Annotated in this window: 19 protein-coding genes and 1 pseudogene; 4 read left to right on the top strand and 16 right to left on the bottom strand. The window is 63.6% G+C overall.

All coding sequences use genetic code 11. From position 1 onward, the window contains the following. Positions 1 to 8 precede the first annotated feature (8 nt). Positions 9 to 2480: a DEAD/DEAH box helicase gene (locus OKW35_RS35110; protein WP_429554455.1), complete on the bottom strand. Its 2472-nt coding sequence runs from the start codon at positions 2478 to 2480 to the stop codon at positions 9 to 11. Positions 2481 to 2904: 424 nt separating this feature from the next. Here OKW35_RS35110 and OKW35_RS35105 point away from each other — a divergent pair, with 424 nt between their 5' ends. Further along, positions 2905 to 3177 carry a DUF1778 domain-containing protein gene (locus tag OKW35_RS35105; RefSeq protein ID WP_184003951.1) on the top strand — a complete coding sequence of 91 codons (273 nt, stop codon included), beginning with the start codon at positions 2905 to 2907 and terminating at the stop codon, positions 3175 to 3177. Between the two features lie 874 nt (positions 3178 to 4051). Here the strand turns inward: OKW35_RS35105 and guaA are convergent. The 3 genes from guaA to guaB form a co-directional block, all read right to left on the bottom strand. Beyond that, on the bottom strand, positions 4052 to 5635 hold the full coding sequence (gene guaA / locus OKW35_RS35100; RefSeq protein WP_090800560.1) for a glutamine-hydrolyzing GMP synthase: 1584 nt from the start codon (positions 5633 to 5635) through the stop codon (positions 4052 to 4054). Between the two features lie 215 nt (positions 5636 to 5850). Further along, positions 5851 to 6594, bottom strand: a complete 744-nt coding sequence (locus tag OKW35_RS35095) for a hypothetical protein (RefSeq protein ID WP_184056874.1) — start codon at positions 6592 to 6594, stop codon at positions 5851 to 5853. 6 nt (positions 6595 to 6600) lie between these two features. After that, on the bottom strand, positions 6601 to 8061 hold the full coding sequence (gene guaB, locus OKW35_RS35090; protein ID WP_429355707.1) for an IMP dehydrogenase: 1461 nt from the start codon (positions 8059 to 8061) through the stop codon (positions 6601 to 6603). Between the two features lie 317 nt (positions 8062 to 8378). On the opposite strand from guaB, the gene OKW35_RS35085 reads away from it, so the two are divergent. Continuing rightward, positions 8379 to 9365 (top strand): DMT family transporter, encoded by a 987-nt coding sequence (locus OKW35_RS35085; RefSeq protein WP_429554454.1) that lies wholly within the window; start codon positions 8379 to 8381, stop codon positions 9363 to 9365. Between the two features lie 70 nt (positions 9366 to 9435). Here OKW35_RS35085 and OKW35_RS35080 read toward each other — a convergent pair whose 3' ends face one another. Together OKW35_RS35080 and OKW35_RS35075 are read right to left on the bottom strand one after the other, a co-directional pair. Then, positions 9436 to 9768 (bottom strand): RnfH family protein, encoded by a 333-nt coding sequence (locus OKW35_RS35080; protein ID WP_090800565.1) that lies wholly within the window; start codon positions 9766 to 9768, stop codon positions 9436 to 9438. After that, on the bottom strand, positions 9765 to 10202 hold the full coding sequence (locus OKW35_RS35075) for a type II toxin-antitoxin system RatA family toxin (RefSeq protein ID WP_429554453.1): 438 nt from the start codon (positions 10200 to 10202) through the stop codon (positions 9765 to 9767). The genes OKW35_RS35080 and OKW35_RS35075 overlap by 4 nt, the downstream gene beginning before the upstream one ends. Positions 10203 to 10302: 100 nt before the next feature. On the opposite strand from OKW35_RS35075, the gene smpB reads away from it, so the two are divergent. Next, complete coding sequence (gene smpB / locus OKW35_RS35070) at positions 10303 to 10749, top strand: SsrA-binding protein SmpB (protein ID WP_013089686.1); 447 nt, start codon at positions 10303 to 10305, stop codon at positions 10747 to 10749. A gap of 104 nt (positions 10750 to 10853) precedes the next feature. On the opposite strand, the gene OKW35_RS35065 is transcribed toward smpB, so the two are convergent. The 3 genes from OKW35_RS35065 to ppsA form a co-directional block, all read right to left on the bottom strand. Next, positions 10854 to 11801: an SPFH domain-containing protein gene (locus OKW35_RS35065; protein WP_184056883.1), complete on the bottom strand. Its 948-nt coding sequence runs from the start codon at positions 11799 to 11801 to the stop codon at positions 10854 to 10856. 87 nt (positions 11802 to 11888) lie between these two features. Next, positions 11889 to 12344 carry an NfeD family protein gene (locus OKW35_RS35060; RefSeq protein ID WP_018417664.1) on the bottom strand — a complete coding sequence of 152 codons (456 nt, stop codon included), beginning with the start codon at positions 12342 to 12344 and terminating at the stop codon, positions 11889 to 11891. Between the two features lie 118 nt (positions 12345 to 12462). After that, positions 12463 to 14865 carry a phosphoenolpyruvate synthase gene (gene ppsA, locus OKW35_RS35055; protein ID WP_429405577.1) on the bottom strand — a complete coding sequence of 801 codons (2403 nt, stop codon included), beginning with the start codon at positions 14863 to 14865 and terminating at the stop codon, positions 12463 to 12465. Between the two features lie 514 nt (positions 14866 to 15379). Between ppsA and ppsR the strand changes: the two genes are divergently transcribed. Beyond that, a complete protein-coding gene (gene ppsR / locus OKW35_RS35050; protein WP_090800570.1) occupies positions 15380 to 16195 on the top strand; it encodes a posphoenolpyruvate synthetase regulatory kinase/phosphorylase PpsR in 816 nt (271 codons plus the stop codon). Between the two features lie 58 nt (positions 16196 to 16253). Here ppsR and OKW35_RS35045 read toward each other — a convergent pair whose 3' ends face one another. The 7 genes and pseudogenes from OKW35_RS35045 to OKW35_RS35015 form a co-directional block, all read right to left on the bottom strand. Then, the gene (locus OKW35_RS35045) at positions 16254 to 17042 is read right to left on the bottom strand and encodes a TrmH family RNA methyltransferase (RefSeq protein WP_429554452.1); all 789 of its coding nucleotides are present in this window, start codon (positions 17040 to 17042) and stop codon (positions 16254 to 16256) included. Between the two features lie 92 nt (positions 17043 to 17134). After that, positions 17135 to 17884, bottom strand: coding sequence for a ribonuclease HII (gene rnhB / locus OKW35_RS35040; RefSeq protein ID WP_090800573.1), 750 nt, complete (start codon positions 17882 to 17884; stop codon positions 17135 to 17137). Then, positions 17881 to 19050, bottom strand: coding sequence for a lipid-A-disaccharide synthase (lpxB, locus tag OKW35_RS35035; RefSeq protein ID WP_429554451.1), 1170 nt, complete (start codon positions 19048 to 19050; stop codon positions 17881 to 17883). Before lpxB ends, rnhB begins: the two co-directional genes overlap by 4 nt. A 3-nt stretch (positions 19051 to 19053) precedes the next feature. Next, entirely contained in the window at positions 19054 to 19842 is a 789-nt protein-coding gene (gene lpxA, locus OKW35_RS35030) for an acyl-ACP--UDP-N-acetylglucosamine O-acyltransferase (protein ID WP_184056892.1), read from the bottom strand. A 101-nt stretch (positions 19843 to 19943) separates the two neighbouring features. Next, positions 19944 to 20408 carry a 3-hydroxyacyl-ACP dehydratase FabZ gene (gene fabZ / locus OKW35_RS35025; RefSeq protein WP_006048683.1) on the bottom strand — a complete coding sequence of 155 codons (465 nt, stop codon included), beginning with the start codon at positions 20406 to 20408 and terminating at the stop codon, positions 19944 to 19946. A gap of 186 nt (positions 20409 to 20594) precedes the next feature. Then, a pseudogene (lpxD, locus tag OKW35_RS35020) lies at positions 20595 to 21708 on the bottom strand (UDP-3-O-(3-hydroxymyristoyl)glucosamine N-acyltransferase). Positions 21709 to 21850: 142 nt separating this feature from the next. After that, positions 21851 to 22372: an OmpH family outer membrane protein gene (locus tag OKW35_RS35015; protein WP_026225318.1), complete on the bottom strand. Its 522-nt coding sequence runs from the start codon at positions 22370 to 22372 to the stop codon at positions 21851 to 21853. Positions 22373 to 22445: the final 73 nt, after the last annotated feature.

Genomic DNA, 22445 nt, shown 5'->3' with positions numbered 1-22445 from the left:
CAGCGACTTTAGTTTGCGCTGCCGTTGCGCAGCAGAGCATCCGAGATCGTCGACAGCACCTCAGCCAGTCGTCTTGCCGTCTCGGGAGATGGCAGCGGCAACTTGAGACTTCGCGCGCCCGTCACGGCATCGCGCTCGACCCACGGGTGTGCGGACACCGCGCCATCGCCCGGCTCATTCAACGCCGACGCTAGCGCCGCGCCGAACTGCAGCAACCCTGACCACGGTTCGATGGACGCGCCTCGTTGCGCTGTATCGATGGTCGAAGCTTGAAGCCGCTCGCCGGTACCGGCGAGGTCGGTTTCCACGACGCTCGCGTCACGCGCCGCGTCGCCGGACACGACTGCGCCGCTCGCGGCTTCCTCCGCCGCGGCCATGACCTCGCTCTCTCCCATGCGCCCCGCGACGTTTTCGACATCCTTCATGAAGCGGGTCAGGCGCGAACCACCGAGCAGAATTTCGCTGGCGCCGCCATCGAGGATGCCTTCCGCCAGCGAGCGCTTGAAAGCCAGCACCGACAGCATGCCCTCCTCGATCGTTCCCTTCGCGATGTAATTGACGACTTGTACCGGCTTTTTCTGGCCCAACCGATAGATGCGCGCGATGCGCTGTTCCAGCACCGCCGGGTTCCACGGCAGATCCATGTTCACGAGCGTCGACGCGTGCTGGAGGTTGAGCCCCGTGCTACCTGCGTCCGTCGACAGAAATACCCGACAGTCCGAATCGTCCCGAAAGCGCTGCACCAGCGCGGGCCGATTTTCCGACGGCACGCCGCCATGGAAGCTGACGTAGCCGATGCCGAGCTTCTTGAGCCGGCGAATGACTATCTCATGCGTGCGCGTCCATTGACTGAACACCACGACTTTCTCGTCCGGCTGCGTGAAAAGCGACTCGAACAACGTCGCCAGCTCGTCGGCCTTCACGCCATGATCGGTTTCCTGGTCCAGCAGATAGGTGCTGTTGCACGACATGCGCATGTTCTGCAAAGCACAGGTGAGGCGCCGCTGGTCCTGATCCGACAGAAACCTGGTGTTACGCCAGCGCCGGACGATTTTGGCCACGATGTCCGCGTTTTCCGTGTGATACGCCATCTGCAGCTCGGTCATGGGCACCAGCAGATTCTGGTCGGTGCGCCCGGGCAACTGCAGCAGCACCTCGGACTTGCGACGCCGTATCATGATCGGTGCCAGGGTCTGGCTGATCTTCTCGAGGCCCGTGTATCCCGTCACGCGTCCCGCCTCGTCCTTGACCTGATGTTCGTGCAGCAGCTTCCACGTGGGCCCAAGACGGTGCTGGTCGACGAATTGAACGATGGAAACGAGTTCCTCCAGCTTGTTTTCGAGAGGCGTTCCCGTCAGCACGACGGCATAGGGGCTGTCGATTCGCTTGAGAGCCTTCGCCGCAATGGTGTTCCAGTTCTTGATGCGCTGCGCCTCGTCGACGATGACCAGCTCCGGCGCCCACGCGGAAATCATGTCAAGGTCCGATTTCAGCTTCTCATAGTTGGTGATCTTGTAGAGATCCTGGGCCGCATATTCGCCCCGCCTCTGGGCAAGGCCGCCCGCGACTACCCTCGAAGCGTGGCCGGAGAACCGCGTGATCTCGCTCTGCCACTGATACTTGAGCGAAGTCGGGCAAATCACCAGCACTCTCGACACGCCAAAATGCCGGATCAGGATTTCCGCCGCCGCGACGGCCTGCACCGTCTTGCCGAGGCCCATTTCGTCGCCGATCAAGGCGCGCCCGGCACGCACGGCGAACAATGCGCCTTCGGCCTGGTACGGATAGAGCGGCACCTTGAGCAGCTTCTTCAGCGAGGGCGTCGCCCCTCCTTGCGGAAACTGCCCGTCGAGCATCCTGGCACGGCGCGCCGCATCGTTTCGGCCAGCGATGAAGTCGAGCGCGTCGTCATGGGCGCGCAATTCGTGCCCGGCCTTCGCCACCCTGGAGAGAAAGCGCCCGAGATCTTCGAAACGGTCCTCCGGCAGATGCCATCGCCGAGACTCGTCGAACAAAGCGGCGGCCGCTTTGGCTACCTTTGCCGGACAATCCGCGCCGGCGCGAAAATGGACCGCTCGCCCTCCCTCGTTTCGCAAATACAGCTCCGAGAATGCGGGCTGATAACCACGGGCGAAGGCCGCCTTTGCGCCTCGCTTGCGCAGCAGTCGCGACAAGGTAAATTCAATGTGCTTGCAGGTGCCGAGTTCGTTGGTGGCGTAATCGGGACAGTCGCAAAAGTTGTCGCCCGGGCAGGTCCCACGAATCGACACGCGATAGCTGAAGTTCGACTCCGGATTGCCGACGCGGAATTCGGAGAAATACGTCTCCGTCCCGAGATTCTCCAGCGAGAACGCTTGCTCTTGCCCGAATTGCCGACGCAAGGCGCGCTGCCAGTCGGCGGGCGACATGTGATCGGGGGCGTGGATGCGGGAAAGCTTCGAGGATCGACGTGACTTGGTGGAAGAGTGTTTGCTAGTCATGACTTGACGTGATATTTGCGCGACCGACCCGCTCAAACAATGCGAAGTCCAGCGGGTCTCGGATTGCCTCCCACGCGGGCAGATCCAGTCAAGTCAATCCGCCAACGGCTGAATCCGCCCCCCGGATCGAGTCCGTAAGGCGTCCTTGATTGCCTACCGGCTCGGTAAAAAAGAGGCCACACAGAATATCCCGGGCCTCGTCCTCCATCGCCCGCAGATTCGACACACAAGGTGGCACTCAGCACCGGCACTACCACATTCTCGGGCAATAGTTTCGGCACGTAGCTCTACCCGTCGATCCAGGCAATTCTCGATCCAGTCGCCAGGCTGAAACCTGACTGATTCAGCCACGGCGCGTACTGACATCAGATATACATTGCTCCATCATACGTATATCTATCGTATATACAGTATGGAGTGCATCATGCGCGACGCACCTATTAATCTTCGCGCCTTGCCAGAGCAACGTGATCTGATCGATTACGCAGCGAGCCTGCTTGGCAAAAACCGCTCTGACTTTATGTTGGAGGCCGCTTGCGAGCGCGCTCAGGCCGTCGTCCTGGATCGCACTTTCTTTGGGCTTGATTCGGAAAAATTTAAGCAGTTCACCGAATTGCTAGACGCACCGAAAGTCGCAAACGCGGGTCTTGCACGTCTTATGGACGTGAAAACACCTTGGAATGAAAACAGCGAATGAATCGGAAGCTTTCTGCTCCGCAGCCGCTGCTGGCCGAGCACGACGTTGCCAGCTTTTCCTGCGGAAGGCCGGAGCTTGACGACTGGGCTGAAGCGGCGCGCCCTGAATAACCACAACAGTGGGACAAGCCGTGTATTTGTAACGACCGATGATACCGGCCGCGTCTACGGCTCCTATGCCCTCGCGGCTGGAGCCGTTGCCCATGTCGATGCAACCGGCAACGTTCGTCGAAATATGCCGGATCCAATTCCGGTGGTTGTGCTTGGCCGGCTAGCGCGAGACGTAAATACAAAAGGCATCCAACTCGGCGCTGCCCTTTTGAAGGACGCCCTCAATCGCGCTAGCTCGATCGCAAAAGATCTTGGCGTACGTGCGATGCTTGTGCATGCGATTGACGCACACGCAGCGGCTTTCTATGAGTCGTACGGGCTCACACCGTCTCCGATTCATACCCTCACACTCATGCTCCGACTGGCATGACGAGTGCGCAGAAAAGCCGCAGGGTGCGGCTTTTCTTCACCTGGCCAACTTTCCGCCACTACAGGCGCGTGGTTGGGACGACTTTTTACCGTCACCAACCACAAGACCTACAGACGCCCGCAAACCCACGCGGAGTCTAGCTTTTCGGGGAAAACTTTACCGTCATGCCCGGAATCGCATTGACGGTAACAATTGAAACCCGAATTTCGAACGGAACCATACCGTCCGGTTTAGCGATACTTGTACCGTCCTTGATACCGTCGAAGACGCCCAGCTTTCTACGGAATGGTGGATATATTCATTAAAAATCAAATACTTAGAGGCAACGTTGCACTCTGATAGACAATCCGAACACACCTCGTAAGCCATTGATTTAATTGAGATATTTTTACCCTCACTCCCACTCGATCGTCGCAGGCGGCTTCCCCGAGATGTCGTAGACGACCCGGTTGATCCCGCGCACTTCGTTGATGATCCGGTTCGACACATGCCCAAGCAGTTCATGCGGCAGATGCGCCCAATGCGCGGTCATGAAGTCGAGCGTCTGCACCGCGCGCAACGCGACGACGTACTCGTAGGTGCGCCCGTCGCCCATCACGCCGACGCTCTTGACCGGCAGGAACACCGCGAATGCCTGGCTCGTCAGGTCGTACCACGACTTGCCGGTTTCCTTGTCGATCGTGTCGCGCAGCGTCTCGATGAAAATCGCGTCCGCGCGGCGCAGCAGGTCCGCGAAATCGCGCTTCACTTCGCCGAGGATCCGCACGCCCAGACCCGGACCCGGGAACGGATGGCGATACACCATCGAGTGCGGCAGACCCAGCTTCACGCCAAGCTCGCGCACTTCGTCCTTGAACAGCTCGCGCAGCGGTTCGAGCAGCTTCAGGTTCAGCGTCTCCGGCAGACCACCGACGTTGTGGTGGCTCTTGATGGTTTGCGCGGCCTTCTTGCCCTTGCCCGCCGATTCGATCACGTCCGGATAGATCGTGCCTTGTGCCAGCCACTTCGCGTCGGTCAGCTTGCCGGCTTCGGCCTGGAACACTTCGACGAACTCCGCGCCGATGATCTTGCGCTTCGCTTCAGGATCGGTCACGCCGGCGAGCTTACCGAGGAATGCTTGGCTCGCGTCGACGTGAATCACCTTCACGCCAAGGTGATCGGCGAACAGCGCCATCACCTGCTCGGCTTCGTTCAGGCGCAGCAGGCCATGGTCGACGAACACGCAGGTCAGTTGATCGCCGATCGCGCGGTGCAGCAGCGCCGCCGCCACCGACGAATCCACGCCGCCCGACAAGCCCAGAATGACGTGCTCGTTACCGACCTGCTCGCGAATCTTCGCGACGGCTTCGTCGATGTAGTGGCCCATTTCCCAATCGGCCTTCGCGCCGCAGATCTGCAGCACGAAGCGCTCGAGCATCGCGCGGCCCTGCACCGTGTGCGTGACTTCCGGATGCCATTGCAGGCCATAGAAGCGGCGCTGCTCGTCGGCCATCGCGGCGATCGGGCACGATTCCGTCGATGCCATCAGCGCGAAACCCGGCGGCATCTCCAGCACCTTGTCGCCGTGGCTCATCCATACCTTCAGCATGCCGTGGCCTTCGGACGTGGTGAAGTCGCTGATGCCTTCGAGCAGGCTCGTATGGTTGCGCGCGCGCACTTCGGCGTAGCCGAATTCGCGCAGATGACCGATGTCGACCTTGCCGCCGAGCTGCTGCGCCATCGCCTGCATGCCGTAGCAGATGCCGAGCACCGGCACGCCGAGTTCGAACACGGCTTGCGGCACGCGCGGCGTGTCTTCCTCGGTGACCGAGCTCGGGCCGCCCGACAGAATCACGCCCTTCGGCGCGAAGTCGCGGATGAACGACGCGTCGACGTCGTACGGATGGATTTCCGAATACACGTTGGCTTCGCGAACGCGACGTGCAATCAGTTGGGTGACTTGCGAACCGAAGTCGAGAATCAGGATCTTGTCATGCATGGCAGCGGACGGAATCAGAAGTGAGCGGATACGGAATGCCGCGCGCGAGGCGCGGCGTCGAATTCAAAGCGGTCCGCGCGGCGACGGTCTTGGCGCGGAGCGGACCGCCAACATTACGATGAAGCACAAGGGCGCGGCCAACCACGGAACTCGCCGCCTGCGATGCGCGCGAACGAAATCCGCTAGCTTCGGCAAACGGCCTGGCGCGCGGCGCTTCAACCATGAAACGGCGGGCGGGGTGCGCCGGGCACGTCGTTGCTGGTGTCGCGCGCGGCGCGTTCGGACTCGCTCTGGCCGGGCTCGCTTGCGGCCGGATGAAGCGGCGCGGGAGTGGCAACGGAAGCCGCGGAAGCCGGATTGGCCGGCCGCGTGACCGGCACGACGGGCTCTGGCACCGGCTCGGCGTGATAGACCGGAAAGCCCGCTGAGGCACGTGGCTCGCGCGCGTTGTCGCGTTCGGGTTCACGCTGCCGTGCGGCATCCTTTTCGGCCTCTTTCGCGGCACGCTTATCGGCACGACTGTCGGCCTTGCTCGACGAGGGCTTGACCACGATCCCCTTCTCGCGCCGCCGCACCGCACCCGACAGTCGCACGCCGCCGAGCCCGATCACCACCAGCACGACACCGGCCAGCACCGCCACCATCTGGCCGATACCGGTCAGCGACGGCGTATGCAGCCCCAGCAGCCAGACCAGCATCAGCACGCCGATCAGCCAGTGCACATGACCGACGACCTTCGCGACCGTCGAGGTCAGCGCCCCGTCGAACGACGCATGCACCGCGAGCCACGCGAGCCCGATCAGCGCGACGCCGAACGCCTGGCCGACCAGCATCGGCTCCGTTGGCACCAGTTGCAACGCGTCGTACAGCGAGGTCCAAGGCGTCAGCACGAACAGCAGGCCGAACGCCAGCAGCAACAACGCATCGAGGATCAGTACAACGCGCAGCAGTGGCTTCATGGGCGTTTAGTCCACGTGGTAGTTGGGCGCTTCCTTGGTGATTTGCACATCGTGCACATGCGACTCGCGCAGGCCCGCACCGGTGATCTGCACGAACTCGGCCTTCTCGTTCATTTCGGCGATGGTGCGGCAGCCGCAGTAGCCCATGCTCGCGCGCACGCCGCCGATCAGCTGGAACAGGATCGCGTTGACCGAACCCTTGTACGCGACGCGACCTTCGATGCCCTCCGGCACCAGCTTGTCGATGTTGGCCGAGTTGTCCTGGAAGTAGCGGTCCGCCGCGCCGTCCTTCATGGCGCCGACCGAGCCCATGCCACGGTACGACTTGTACTGGCGGCCCTGGTACAGGAATACATCGCCCGGCGACTCCTCGGTACCGGCGAACATGCTGCCCATCATGACCGCGCTGGCGCCCGCCGCGAGCGCCTTGCTGACGTCGCCCGAGAAGCGCACGCCGCCGTCGGCGATGACCGGCACGCCGGTGCCACTCAGCGCTTCGGACACGTTGGAGATAGCGGTGACCTGCGGCACGCCGACGCCTGCGACGATTCGCGTCGTGCAGATGGAGCCCGGGCCGATACCGACCTTGACGCCGTCCGCGCCGTATTCGACGAGCGCCCTGGCGGCCGCGGCGGTTGCGATGTTGCCGCCGATCACCTCGACGTGCGGGAAGTTCTGCTTGACCCACTTGACGCGCTCGAGCACGCCCATGCTGTGGCCATGCGCGGTATCGACGACGATCACGTCGACGCCGGCCTGCACGAGCAGCTCGACGCGCTCTTCGTTGTCCGCGCCGACGCCGACCGCCGCGCCCGCGCGCAGCTTGCCGTGCTCGTCCTTGCATGCATCCGGGTGCTCGGTCTGCTTGGTGATGTCCTTGACGGTCATCAGGCCGCGCAGTTCGAAGGCGTCGTTGATGACCAGCACGCGCTCGAGGCGGTGGCTGTGCATCAGCGCCTTCGCTTCGGCGAGCGGCGTGCCTTCCTTGACGGTGACGAGGCGCTCGCGCGGCGTCATGATGTTGCGCACCGGCTCGTCCAGACGCTCTTCGAAGCGCAGGTCGCGATTCGTCACGATGCCGACGAGCTGCGAGCCCTCGACGACCGGGAAGCCCGAAATGCCATGCTGGCGCGACAGTGCGATCACGTCGCGCACTTTCATATGCGGCGGCACGGTGATCGGATCGCGCACGACGCCCGACTCGAAACGCTTGACCTTCGCGACTTCACGCGCCTGCTCGGCCGGCGTAAGGTTCTTGTGGATGATGCCGACGCCGCCCATTTGCGCCATGGCGATTGCCAGACGTGCTTCAGTGACCGTGTCCATCGCGGCGGACACGAGCGGCATGTTGAGGGAGATGTTGCGGGTCAGCCGGGTCTTGAGGCTGGTGTCGCGCGGCAGAACATCGGAGAAGGCCGGGACGAGGAGCACGTCATCGAACGTGAGTGCTGTTTGGATCAGACGCATGGCAAATCCTATAGGCGCAAAAGCGAATTATACGCGATACCACCCCGGTTTTCACTGCGCGAACAGCAGCTTAGCGAATTTCAGACGATTTTTTGCCGCTCCCGCCTGCGTCGATTTCGCTCGCCTGTTCGCGTCAGGTTCGAACGGGTTTCGTTTGCGCGTTCGCAGGCGAAACCGGAGCAGAGCCGGCGGCATTTTCGCGGCACGTACCCTGTCGAGCGGCGGTCGAGCGGTCCGAATGCAGGATCGAACAAGACGCCCTGCTCGCAAAACCGCTATTCTGCCGGCCATTCCAGTTTATCCAGCAGAGGCAGTCGATGCAGCGCGGTGTCGTATATGGCGTCATGGCCGGAGCCTTGTGGGGCATGGTGTTTCTGGTGCCGCGGGTGCTGCCCGACTTCTCCCCGCTCCTGCTCGTCGCCGGCCGCTACTCGATGTACGGCGTCGTGTCGCTCGCCGCGGCGCTGCCGATCGCGCGTTCGCTCGCCAAACGGCTGAGCCGCGAGGATCTGATCGCGCTCGTCAAGCTCGCGCTGGCCGGCAATATCGTCTATTACCTGCTGCTGACGGCCGCCGTGCACCTGATCGGAATCGCGCCGGCCTCGCTGATCGTCGGCGTGCTGCCGGTCACGGTCACGCTGGTCGGCCGGCGCGATCACGGCGCGGTGCCGCTCGCGCGCCTCGCATGGCCGCTCGCGACCGTGATGGCGGGCATCGTCTGCATCAATATCGACGTCTTTACGGTGGCCGGCGCGGCGCCGGTGAGCATCGCGACGCGCCTGCTCGGCGTGGCCTGCGCGGTGGGCGCGCTCATCTGCTGGACCTGGTTCGCGGTCGAGAACGCCCGTTACCTGCAGCGTCAGACGCATTTCAGCGGCAATGAGTGGTCGGTGCTGTGGGGCGTCGTGACTGGCGCGCTCGGCGGCGCGTTGTGGCTCGTGGTCGCGGTGCTGCCGTCGGGCGGCCCGCACGGTGAGTTGGCCGACCCGCGCTGGCACACGTTCTGGCTGCTCAACCTCGCACTCGCGATCGGCGCGTCGTGGCTCGGCAACGGCCTGTGGAATGCCGCGGCAAAACGGCTGCCGCTAACGCTGTCCGGCCAGATGATCGTGTTCGAGACGCTGTTCGCGCTGCTTTACGCGTTCATTTACGACGAGCGCCTGCCGCGCCCGCTCGAACTCGCGGCGATCCTGCTGCTGGTGGCGGGGGTCTGGTGGTCGGTGCGCCGGCATTCGGACGACGATTCGTCGGGTACGGCGCGCATCGAGGGCATGAACGATAAGGCGCAGACGGCGGCGCCTTGAGGTGACGTGACGCGATGATGCAAAACGGGCGGCGCGCAAAAAAAGTCCGCCGCCCCCCAACTAGCGCCGCCTAGCGCGAATCCTTGTTCAACCAACGCCGCCCCTCGATCGACCCCGCCTTGCGTGTCTTTTCGACGCGGCGTTGGCGCGACACCTTCGGATCCACCAGCAACGGCCGGTAAATCTCGACGCGATCATGGTCGGCCAGCACCGTATCGAGCGGCTTGAGCTTGCCGAACACGCCCACCTTCTGCGTGTTCAGATCGATCGACGGAAAGCGCTGCAGAATCCCGCTTGCGCCGATCGCCTGTTGCAGCGTCGCGCCCGCGGGCAACTCGACCGCAATCAGCGCCTGCTCGGCAGCGAGCGCATAGCAGACCTCGACCGTTAGCCGCGCGCTCATGACTGACCATAGCGCTGGTTGGCGCGCTTCACGAAAGATTCGACGAAGGTATTGGCGATGTGATTGAACACCGGCCCGATGATCTTCTCGAGCAGGATGCTGGTGAACTCGTAGTGCAGCGCGAATTCGATCTTGCACGCATTGGCGCGCAGCGGCGTGAAGCGCCAGAAACCGGTGAACTTGCGAAACGGACCGTCGGCGAATTCCATGTCGATGCGCGTGGGGCGCTCCATCGAGTTACGCGTGGCGAAATGCTGCTTGATGCCCTTGAAGTTGATATCGATCCTCGCCTCCATGCTGGTGTCGTCCCGGTGACGAATTTCGATGCCCCCGCACCATGGCAGGAACTTGGGGTAATCGTCGACGTCGGTGACGAGGTCGAACATCTGCTCCGCCGAGTGGCGAATCAAAACGGTTTTCTGGACATCTGCCATAAATTGAACAGCGCGTGGCAACGGTGGACGAGCGCCGCGGGCTTTCCTTGCCCCGCTTTGCTAAAATCGTGATTTTAAACGAGTTGGGCACTTTCCATTCATGAGCATCATAGACAACAGAAAAGCCTTCTACGACTACTCGGTCGAGGAACGCTATGAGGCAGGCCTCGTGCTCGAAGGATGGGAGGTCAAGGCGTTGCGCGCCGGGCGCGGCCAGATCAAGGAAGGCTACGTGGTGATCCGCAACGGCGAGCTGTTCCTGATCGGCACGCACATCAGCCCGCTGCCCGAAGCGTCGACGCACATCCATCCCGACCCGGTGCGCACGCGCAAGTTGCTGCTGCATAGCGAGGAGATCAGCAAGCTGATCGGCAAGGTCGAGCAGCGCGGCTACACGCTCGTGCCGCTGAATTTTCACTACAAGAACGGTCGCGTCAAATGCGAGATCGGTCTCGCGAAGGGCAAGAAGATGCACGACAAGCGCGAGACCGAGAAGAAGCGCGACTGGGAGCGCGAGAAGGCGCGCTTGATGCGCTCGCCGACCTGAACGCGATTCGTTTCCGGCTCATGCAAAAATGGCCCGCGCATCGATCGATGTGCGGGCCATTTGCTTTTACGTCACGCACTCATTGCGCATGCATTGCCCGTTCGTCAGCGCAAGTCGCCGCGCGGCGGCTCCGCTGCCGCCTTGCTCCTGTTCACGATGGTCAGCGCCGACGCGATCATCGAACTCATGTTCGACATGTCGCCCGGCACGATCAGTGTCGTGCCCTGCCTGGCCAGGTTCGAGAACGCGTTCACGTACTGTTCGGCCACCTTCAGATTCACCGCGTCCATGCCGCCGTTCAGCTGGATCGCCGCCGCGATCTTCTGGATCGCCTGCGCGTTCGCCTCGGCCACCGCCAGAATCGCCGCGGCCTGCCCCTGCGCCTGATTGATCGCTGCCTGACGCTCGCCCTCGGACTTCTGGATCGCCGCCTCGCGGCCGCCCGACGCGATATTGATCTGCTCCTGCTTGCGCCCTTCCGATGCCGCGATCAGCGCGCGTTTCTCGCGCTCGGCGGTGATCTGCGCCTGCATCGCGTGAAGGATTTCCTTTGGCGGCGTCAGGTCCTTGATCTCGTAGCGCAGCACTTTTACGCCCCAGTTCGCGGCCGCCTCGTCCAGCGCGGACACGATGCTGTGATTGATGAAATCGCGCTCCTCGAAGGTCCGGTCCAGCTCCAGCTTGCCGATGACCGAGCGCAGCGTGGTCTGCGACAACTGCGTGATCGCGAACACGAAGTTGCTCGATCCGTACGATGCCTTCATCGGATCGGTGACCTGGAAATACAGCACACCGTCGACCTGCAGTTGCGTGTTGTCGCGCGTAATACAGACCTGGCTCGGCACTTCGAGAGGAATTTCCTTCAGCACGTGCTTGTACGCGACCCGGTCGACGAACGGGAACGCGAAGCTCAGACCCGGCGTCAGCGTCGCGTGATAACGGCCGAGGCGCTCGAGCACCCACGCATGCTGCTGCGGCACGATCTTGATGGTCTGCGACGCGAGCATGATCACGACGATCAGCAGCACTGCCCCGACGATGGTTGAATCCATATCGCTACCCTCCGATTCTGCTTCGAATAGTTGTGCGCAGGTTGGTCGGGCCTGCGTTTTCAGCTTGGGCGGCCGGCGCTCAGATCGTCAGGTCGCGCTCGCGCGCGCCTTCGGCTGCCGGCTCGCGACGACGACGAGGCAACTGCCCCGCAACTCCCTGATCTCGTAGACCTGCGCGTCTTCGGGTTCGCCCGCGGCCAGCTCGACGTCCCATGCCGCGCCACGATAGGTCGCGCGTGCTTTGCGCCCCTGCCAGGCCGGCACGTTCAGCGTCTGCCCGATATCCAGATTGACATCCGGATTGCGCGACGCCTGCTCGCGCCTACGACGGCCGAAGCGCGAGCGTCTGAGCACCACGACCGCCGCGAGTGCAACCAGCGCCGCCACTACGAATTGCAGATCGGTCCCGGCGCCGGCAATGCGCGCAAGCGCGGCCGCGACGAAGCCGAACGCGATCATCAACAGATAGAAGGTGCCGCTCATCAGTTCCAGCACGACAAGCACACCCGCCCCGATCCACCAGAACAGTCCACCAGGCGCCACGTCGACCTCCACAAAGCAAAACACCCCGGTTCTACCGGGGTGTTTATAGCACGAAGCGCACGTGCCTTTAACGCGTGCCGAATGCCGCCTGCGAAAGCGGCATTCGATACCTCGCGAGTTACTGCTTCGCCTTTGCCAGCTGCTGCCACGTATCGATGATCGTGTCGGGGTTGAGCGAGATCGACTTGATGCCTTCGTCAGTCAGCCATTGCGCGAAGTCCGGATGATCCGACGGCCCCTGGCCGCAGATACCGACGTACTTGTCGAGACGCAGACAGGTTTCGATCGCGCGCTTGAGCAGGAACTTGACCGCTGGATCACGCTCGTCGAAATCGACCGCGAGCAGTTCCATGCCCGAGTCGCGGTCGAGGCCGAGCGTGAGCTGCGTCAGGTCGTTCGAGCCGATCGAGAATCCGTCGAAGTACTGCAGGAACTCTTCCGCGAGGATCGCGTTCGTCGGCACTTCGCACATCATGATCAGACGCAGGCCCTTCTCGCCGCGCTTCAGGCCGAACTTCGCGAGCAGCCCGACCACGCGCTCCGCCTGCTTCAACGTACGCACGAACGGCACCATGATCTCGACGTTGTCGAGGCCCATCTCTTCACGCACCTTCTTCAGCGCGACGCATTCCATCTGGAACGCCTCGGCGAAGTCTTCCGCGATATAGCGCGACGCGCCGCGGAAACCCAGCATCGGGTTTTCCTCGTCCGGCTCGTAGCGCGAACCACCGATCAGCTTCTTGTACTCGTTCGACTTGAAGTCCGACAGACGCACGATGACGGGCTTCGGATAGAACGCCGCCGCGATCGTTGCGATGCCTTCGGTCAGCTTGTCGACGTAGAACGCCCGCGGCGAGGCGTGACCGCGCGCGACGCTTTCGACCGCCTTCTTCAGGTCCTGATCGACGTTCGGGTACTCGAGGATCGCCTTCGGGTGCACGCCAATGTTGTTGTTGATGATGAACTCGAGCCGCGCGAGACCCACACCTGCGTTCGGCAGTTGCGAGAAGTCGAATGCGAGCTGCGGATTGCCGACGTTCATCATGATCTTCACCGGAATCGGCGGCAGTTCGCCGCGCTGCACTTCGGTGACTTCGGTTTCGAGCAGGCCGTCGTAGATCTTGCCTTCGTCGCCTTCCGCACATGACACGGTGACGAGCGCGCCGTCCTTCAGCACGTCGGTCGCGTCGCCGCAGCCGACCACGGCCGGCACGCCCAGCTCACGCGCGATGATCGCCGCATGGCAGGTGCGGCCGCCACGGTTCGTGACGATCGCCGACGCACGCTTCATGACCGGCTCCCAGTTCGGGTCGGTCATGTCGGCGACGAGCACGTCACCCGGCTGCACGCGGTCCATCTCCGACGGGTCGTGGACCACGCGCACCGGACCCGCGCCGATCTTCTGACCGATCGCGCGGCCCGTTGCCAGCACGTTCGACTGGCCCTTCAGCTTGAAGCGCTGCTCGGCCTTGCCGCCGCCCTGGCTCTTCACCGTTTCCGGACGCGCCTGCAGGATGAAAATCTTGCCGTCGCGGCCGTCCTTGCCCCACTCGATGTCCATCGGACGCTGGTAGTGCTTCTCGATGATCACCGCGTACTTCGCGAGCTCGATCACGTCTTCGTCGGTGATCGAGAAGCGGTTGCGCTGTTCGTGCGCGACGTCGACGGTCTTCACGCGGCCCGGCTCGCCCGGCTTCGTGAACTCCATCTTGATCAGCTTCGAGCCGATCGAGCGGCGAATGATTGGGTACTTGCCCTGCGCGAGCGTGGTCTTGAACACGTAGAACTCGTCCGGATTCACCGCGCCCTGCACGACGGTTTCGCCGAGGCCATAGCTCGACGTGATGAAGACGGCGTCCTTGAAGCCCGATTCGGTGTCCAGCGTGAACATCACGCCCGCGGCGCCGACGTCCGAACGCACCATGCGCTGCACGCCCGCCGACAACGCGACTTCAGCATGCGTGAAGCCCTTGTGGACGCGATAGGAGATGGCGCGGTCGTTATACAGCGACGCGAACACGTGCTTCATGCGATCGAGCACGTCGTCGATGCCGACCACGTTCAGGTAGCTTTCCTGCTGACCGGCGAACGATGCGTCCGGCAGGTCTTCCGCGGTCGCGGATGAACGCACGGCAAACGACAGCTCCTCGGGCGAGCTCTGTTGCAGCGTGTCGAACCCCGCGCGAATGTCAGCCTCGAGCTGCGGCTGCAGCGGCGCGTCGACGATCCATTGACGGATCTCCTTGCCCGCTTCGGCGAGCGCCTTCACGTCGTCGACGTCGAGCGTCTCGAGACGTTTGGCGATGCGCTCGGTCAGATCGTTGTGCTGCAGGAAGTCACGGAACGCGAGCGCGGTGGTCGCGAAGCCGGTCGGCACGCGCACGCCGGCTTCCGCGAGCTGGCTGATCATCTCGCCCAGCGACGCGTTCTTGCCGCCGACGATCTCCACGTCGGTCATCCGCAACTGCTCGAACGGAACTACATACGCCTTGTCCTTTGCGACGGTAACTGCGTTAGTCATACAAGCCCCTAAGTGTGAAAGAAATTCACGACTGTGCAAGTGGGCTTGAACACGGGCAGCCCATTGGAAGCCTCGACCCCGTGTCTTGCACAACCTGTTAGATAAGCAATCGCCTGGACGGCGGAGATGCGTTGCATGGCGCGCCGGCCGTGGCGCACGAGGCGGAGCACCGAAGAACGCGGTTGAGCGGACTTACCGCTCGATCTGTTGCGTTCAACGCATATTGACATTAGATAACGTGACGTTGAACGACCGTTCGCGGCAAGTTAGCGGCCAATCGCCTGCAATTGCTTATCCAACAGGTTGCCGCTATTCTACCGTGCCGACTCCTGAAATGTGGCAGTCGGTCGAGAATTGCGCCTCGAATCGCGCGCCGACCGAGCCAGCGGGCTTTTGCGGGACCGCCCGCGCGGGACACGAGTGTGGCGCGCCCGCCGCCGCGCGGTTTGATTCGAGCGCGTTGTCGCGCTCGCGCTTTCCGGCTCATTTGCCTTTCACGTTCACAACTCCTCTGATGCCGCCCACCGTATTCATCGTCTCAGACGGTACCGGGATTACTGCCGAAACCTTCGCGCATTCGATCCTCTCCCAGTTCGACCAGAAATTCCGCCTGGTCCGCGTGCCATTCGTCGACTCGACCGAGAAGGCCTACGCAACGCTCGAAAAGATCAACGAAGCGGTCGTGCAGGACGGCCGTCGACCGATCGTGTTCACCACGCTGGTCGATAGCTCGTCGAATCAGATCGTGAAGGGTTCGAACGCGCTCGTGCTCGACATGTTCCAGACCTTCGTCGAGCCGCTCGAGCAGGAACTGGAACTGAAGTCGAGCCACGCGATGGGGCGCGGCCACCAGAACGCGGACACCGAGGAGTACAAGAACCGGATCGAGGCGATCAATTTCTCGCTCGCGCACGACGACGGTCAATCGAATCGCAATCTCGCAGACGCCGACGTGATCCTCGTCGGCGTGTCGCGCAGCGGCAAGACGCCGACGAGCCTTTACCTGGCGATGCAGTACGGCGTGAAAGCGGCGAACTATCCGCTGATTCCCGAAGATTTCGAACGCGGCAAACTGCCGACGCCGCTACGCGAGCATCGACAGAAGATGTTCGGGTTGTCGATCGATCCGCAGCGGCTGTCGGAGATCCGTAACGAGCGGCGGCCGGGCAGCAAGTATGCGGCGCCGGAAAACTGTCGCTATGAGATCAACGAAGCCGAAACGATGATGCGGCGCGAGGGGATCAAGTGGCTGTCGTCGACGCACAAGTCGATCGAGGAAATCGCGACGACGATCCTGCAGGAGATCAAGCTGGATCGGCCGTCGTATTGAGGGATGGCCGAGCAGGCGTTGCGTTGCCGGGCCAGAGCCCTCGCAACGCCACTTAAGTCTACTTTTTGCGCCCGCGCTGCTGCCGGCACTGCTCGAACACGCAGACCGCCGCCGCGGCCGCCACGTTCAGCGACTCCATACCGCCGGGCTGCGGAATCGTCACCCGCAACGACACGGCATCGCGCCACGCCTGCGACACGCCCGCCCCTTCGTTGCCGAACACCCACGCGAGCGGCCTGCTCAGGTCGCTGTCATAGATCGCTTCGGCACCATGCGAATCGGTGATGACGATCGGTACCGCGAGCCGTTCGATCAGCGCACGCGCTTCGACATCCTCATGAATCTGCAACAGGAAGTGCGCGCCCATCCCGGAACGCAGCACCTTCGACGACCACGCGTATGCGGTGCCCGGCGCGCAGAACACGTGCTCGATACCCGCAGCCGCTGCGCTGCGCAGAATCGAGCCGACGTTGCCCGCGTCCTGCACGCCGTCGAGCACGAGACAGTTTTGCTCGACGCGCTCGGGCAGCGGTGCGTCGAGCTTCTCGACGAGCAGCAGAATCCCGACCCCATGCACGACATTCGACAACTGTCCGAACAACGCATCCGGCAGCGTCACGAGCCGATGCTCGTCGATCCGTGACACGATCGCCTGCGCTTCGTCGTGACCCAACGCGCCGTCGGTGACGACGCATAGCTCCGGCTGACCTGCGACGTCGAGATACGTGCTCGCGAGATGGAAGCCCTCGAGCAGCGCGTGGACGCTGCGGCGCTGTTGATGCGTCGAGCCGGCCAGTGCCTTCAGGCGCTTGTAGAGCGGATTGTCCCGCGAGGTGATGGCTTTCACAGGCAGCGAAGGCGGTGAGAAGGGAAAAGGAATCAGCGGCAATCAACGGCACGCAAGCGCGGAGCGCGCTCGAGCCGCGCTGATGGGGTCGGTCACGCGAAGCCGGCTTCGCCGAACGCATCGTCGTCGAGCAGCAGCGCGTCGGCCACGATGACGGCGTCCGCCGACGGCAACGGCACGCCAGTGCCGAACCTCAAATGCGCTTCGCGCACCGGCGCGAACGATCGCCGATGATGCTCGCACGGCCCATGCTCGCGCAGCGCCGCGAGATGCTGCGGCGTGCCATAACCGGCATGCGCGTCGAAGCCGTACATCGGATACGCCTGGTGCAGTTCGACCAGCATGCGGTCGCGCGTGACCTTCGCGAGAATCGACGCCGCCGAGATGCTCTTCACGAGCGCGTCGCCGCCAATCACCGCCTCGCTACGGATGCTGAGCGTCGGGCAACGGTTGCCGTCGATCTTCACGAGCGTCGGCACGACCGACAGGCCCTCGACCGCGCGCTTCATCGCGAGCATGGTGGCGTGCAGGATGTTCAGCGAATCGATTTCCTCGACTGTCGCCGACGCGACGCAGTACGCGAGCGCACGCTCGACGATCTTGTCGTACAGCGCTTCACGCTTGAGTGCGCTCAGCACCTTCGAATCGTCGAGGCCACGGATCATCGGTTTGGCGGGATCGAAAATCACCGCCGCCGCGACGACCGGACCGGCCAGCGGTCCGCGCCCTGCCTCGTCGACGCCGCAGACGATGTCGTCGGCGCTCTCGAAGTTCAGGCCGGCTTGCGCCACTACCCGAACGGTGGCCGCGATCTTCCGGCGAGGCGCGCCCGCGGCGGTCATGGCCGCCCCGCCCGCTGCTCGACGACGCTCGCCACGACTTCGGCCGCGCGCTGCGCGGTGTTCTGCTTCAGCACGTGATGCATCTCCGTGAAGATTTCCTTCAGCGTGCGCCGGTTCGCCTCGTCGCGCAACTGTTTCAGCGTCGCCTCGGCGAGCGCCTGCGGCGTCGCGAAGTGCTGCAGGATCTCCGGCACCACGAAACGCCCGGCCAGGATGTTCGGCAGGCCGACGTACGGCAGATAGCCCTGGCGGCGCATGATCTGCCCGGTCAGCCAGGGCACCTTGTACGAAATCACCATCGGCTTTTTCAGCAGCGCGGCTTCGAGCGTGACGGTGCCGCTCTTCACGAGAATCGCGTCGGCGGCGGTCATCGCGAGTTGCGACTGGCCTTCGGTGATGGTCAGCACGAGGCCCGGATGCGCATCGACGAGCGGCTGCAGCAACGCGCGCAACGCGGGCGTCGCCGCCGGCATCACGAAGCGCACGCTGGGCTCCTGGTGCTGCATCATCTCCATCGCCGCGAAGAACGTCGGGCCGATCAGGTCGATCTCGGAGCGCCGGCTGCCCGGCAGCACCGCGATCACCGGCCCGCTTTCCGCGAGACCGAGTGCGCGGCGCGCACCGAGGGTGTCGGGTTCGAGCGGGATCTGATCGGCCAGCGGATGCCCGACGTACGACGCCGCGACACCCGCCTTTTCGAGCAGCGCGGTTTCGAACGGGAACACGCACAGCATGTGATCGACGGCCTTGGCGATCTTCTTGATGCGCCCGCCACGCCACGCCCAGATGGACGGGCAAACGAAGTGCACGGTCGGAATGCCGGCGTCGCGCAGTGCGTGCTCGAGCCCGAAATTGAAGTCGGGCGCGTCGACGCCGACGAACACGGACGGCGGTTCGGCGAGCAACTGACGCTTGAGCTCATTGCGGATACCGAGGATTTCAGGAATGTGCCGCAGTGCTTCGACATAGCCGCGCACCGTCAGCCTTTCCATCGGCCAGTGGGCGTCGAAGCCCGCGGCGATCATGCGCGGACCGCCGATGCCGTAGTACTGCGTGGCGGCCGGCAACCGGCTGGCGAGGCCGTCGAGCAGCGACGCAGCGAGCAGGTCGCCGGACGGCTCGCCGGCCACCATCGCGACGCGCAGCGGACTGGGTTGCAACGTCATCGGTTAGCGGATGATGCCGCGCTGCGACGCTTCGACGAACGCGAGCAGCGTCTGCACCGGGGCGTCGCCGTCACCGCCGGCCGAACCGAGTTCCTTCAGTTGCACCTTCGCTTCTTCGAGCGACAGGCCGTTCTTGTACAGCACGCGATACGCGGTGCGCAGCACCGAGATCGCGTCGGCCGAGAAGCCGCGGCGACGCAGCCCTTCGACGTTGATGCCGTGCGGCTCGGCCTTGTTGCCCGCGGCGATCACGTACGGCGGCACGTCCTGCACGAGCGCCGAGGCGCCGCCGAGCATCGAATGCGCACCGATGCGCACGAACTGATGCACGCCCGACATGCCGCCGATGATCGCGTAGTCGCCGATCGTCACGTGACCGGCCATCTGCGCGTTGCTCGACAGGATCACGTTGTTGCCGACGTGGCAGTCGTGACCGATGTGCACGTAGGCCATGATCCAGTTGTCGTCGCCGAGCGTGGTGACGCCCGCGTCCTGCACCGTGCCGGTGTGGATCGTCGTGAACTCGCGGATCATGTTGCGGTTGCCGATCACGAGCCTGGTCGGCTCGTCCTGGTACTTCATGTCCTGCGGACGGCCGCCGACCGATGCGTAATGGCCGATGCGGTTGTCTTCGCCGAGCGTGGTATAGCCTTCGATCACGCTGTGCGAGCCGACCGTGCTGCGCGCACCGATCGTCACGTGTGCGCCGATCACCGCATAGGGCCCGACTTCGACGGATTCGTCCAGCTGCGCGCCCGCTTCGATGATCGCGGTGGGATGGATCCTGCTCATGCGTCCTCGCTTCTGATTCTGTTGCGTTGTGTGGATGGCCTTGCCGTCAGGGCCGCCGCGCGCGTGCCTTGCCGCGCCGCGACCTGCCCCGACGCGGGCTTTTACGCGTCTTTGTCCGTGTGGCGCACCGCGCACATCAGATCGGCTTCCGCCGCGACGACGCCATCCACTTCGGCGCGCGCCTTGAACTTCCAGATGCCGCGCATGTGACGCTCGAACGTGCAGTTCAGGATCAGCTGATCGCCCGGTTCCACCACGCGCTTGAAGCGCGCGTTGTCGATGCCGACGAACAGGTACAGCGTGTTCGACGGATCGCTCGGCTCTTCCGAGAACGTCAGCAGCGCCGCGGTCTGCGCGAGGGCTTCGAGGATCAGCACGCCTGGCATCACCGGCCGCGTCGGGAAATGTCCCTGAAAATACGGCTCATTGATCGACACGTTCTTCAACGCTTTGATGCTCTTGTGCGGTTCGAGTTCGAGCACCCGGTCGACCAGCAGGATCGGATAACGATGCGGCAGCAGCGTGAGAATCTTATGAATGTCGAGATTGATTTTTTCGGTGCTCATGGTGTTTCTGCTCACGCATTGACTGCGCGATGATGACTGCGGATGCTGGGTGCAGGTGGGTTGAAAACGCGCACGACCGGCGCCTCTGATGACCGGTGGTCGTGCCACCCGGTCACGGCCACCGGCTTTGCTTCACGATGCTCGACCACTATTTTACGCGGTGCGGATGGGTCGCCGGGATAACTGTCAGATCTTGTTGCCTGCGGGTTGACCCGCGGCGCCGTCAGCTGGCATTGCCGGCTTTGTCGACGGTGGCGTTCTCCAGCGCTTTGATGCGATCGCGAAGCTTGTCGATATTGCGCAGCAGCGCGGCGCTTTTGTTCCAGTCCGCGTGGTTCACGGCCGGGAACGCGCTCGTGTACATGCCGGGCTTCAGCAGCGACTTCGACACGCCCGACTTTGCGGTGACGATCACGTAATCGGCGAGCGTCACGTGTCCGGCAATGCCGACCGCGCCGCCGATCATGCAATGACGGCCGATGGTCGTGCTGCCCGCGATGCCCGCGCAGCCCGCGATCACCGTGTAGGCGCCGACCTTGCAGTTGTGGCCGATCTGCACGAGGTTGTCGATCTTCACGCACTCCTCGATGATCGTGTCGGCCATCGCGCCGCGGTCGATCGTGGTGTTCGCGCCGATTTCGACGTCGTTCGCGATCGACACGCCGCCGACCTGCGGAATCTTGACCCAACTGCCGGTGCGTGCGTCGCCCTCGCCGACGAAGTCGGGCGCGAAGCCGAAGCCGTCCGAGCCGATCACCGCGCCCGCGTGGACGATCGCGCGCTCGCCGAGCTTGCAGCCGTGGTACACGGTCACGTTCGGATACAGATGTGAGTTCGCCCCGACGCGGGTGCCGCGGCCGATTACGACGTTGGCGTCGAGCCGCGCGTGCTCGCCGATCACTGCGCCCGCTTCCACGGTGACACGCGGACCGATCACCGCGCTCGCGGCGACCTGGGCGGAAGGATCGATGGTTGCGCTGGGATGCACGCCGGGGACCGCCCTCGGCGCGGCCAGGTCGATGAAGGTTTGCGCGATGCGCGCAAAGTAAGCGTAGGGATTCGGCGTGACGATGAAGTTTCGAGCTTCGCGCGAGGCGAGCTTCGCAAGGTCGCCGGCATTGATCAGCACGGCGCCGGCGCGGGTCGTTTCGACCTGCGACAGATACTTCGGATTGGCGAGGAACGCCAACTGGTCCGGGCCGGCCTGGTCGAGCGGCGCAAGACTGCTCACGCGCTGCGCCCCGTTACCGACTACTTCACCGCCGAACCGCTGGACGATGTCCTCGAGCGTAAATGCCATGCCTATCCTGTCTCCAATGTCGACCAGAGTTGGCGCTTTAGCGCTTACTCTGGTCCCATTCAAATCATTGCGAGGGCGCGCGCCGAGGCGTGCGGGGCGACCGTGCGCCGCCCTCAGTCGCCCTCATTGCCCTTAGTTGCCCTCAGTTGCCCGATGCCGCAAGTGCCTTCAGCACCTGGTCGGTGATATCGATGCGCGGGCTCACGTACACCGCTTCCTGGACGATCAGATCGTAGTGCTGCGTTTCGGCGATCTGCTTGATGACCTTGTTCGCGCGATCGAGCACCGCCGCGAGTTCCTCGTTGCGGCGCTGGTTCAGGTCTTCGCGGAACTCACGCTGCTTGCGTTGGAAGTCCGAGTCGAGCTGCGACAGGTCGCGCTGCTTTTGCGCGCGATCGGTCGCCGACATTGTCGCGCCATTCTTGTCGAGTGCATCGGACATCGACTTGAGCTTTTGCGCCATGTCGGCGAGATCCTTGTCCCGCTTCGCGAATTCGGCCTCGAGCTTCAGCTGCGCGGCTTTCGCCGCCGCCGATTCGCGCAGGATGCGGTCGGAATTCACCGCGGCGATCCTCGCCTCCTGCGCGTGCGCCATGCCGACCCCGAGGGTCATTGCCAGCGCCAATGCGCACGCTACACGTTTCGAAAACATACCGGTTAGCAAAGTCATCCTCTCGATACTGTAGTTTGGCCGGGTCCGCCGCCGCAGCCGGCCGCCGGCAACGCCGGCCGCCGGG

It is taken from the genome of Paraburkholderia sp. MM5477-R1 (assembly GCF_050436385.1).
GTDB classification, from domain to species: domain Bacteria; phylum Pseudomonadota; class Gammaproteobacteria; order Burkholderiales; family Burkholderiaceae; genus Paraburkholderia; species Paraburkholderia tuberum.
Note: the sequence above shows the minus strand (reverse complement) of the source record. Positions and strands in the feature narration are given on the sequence as shown.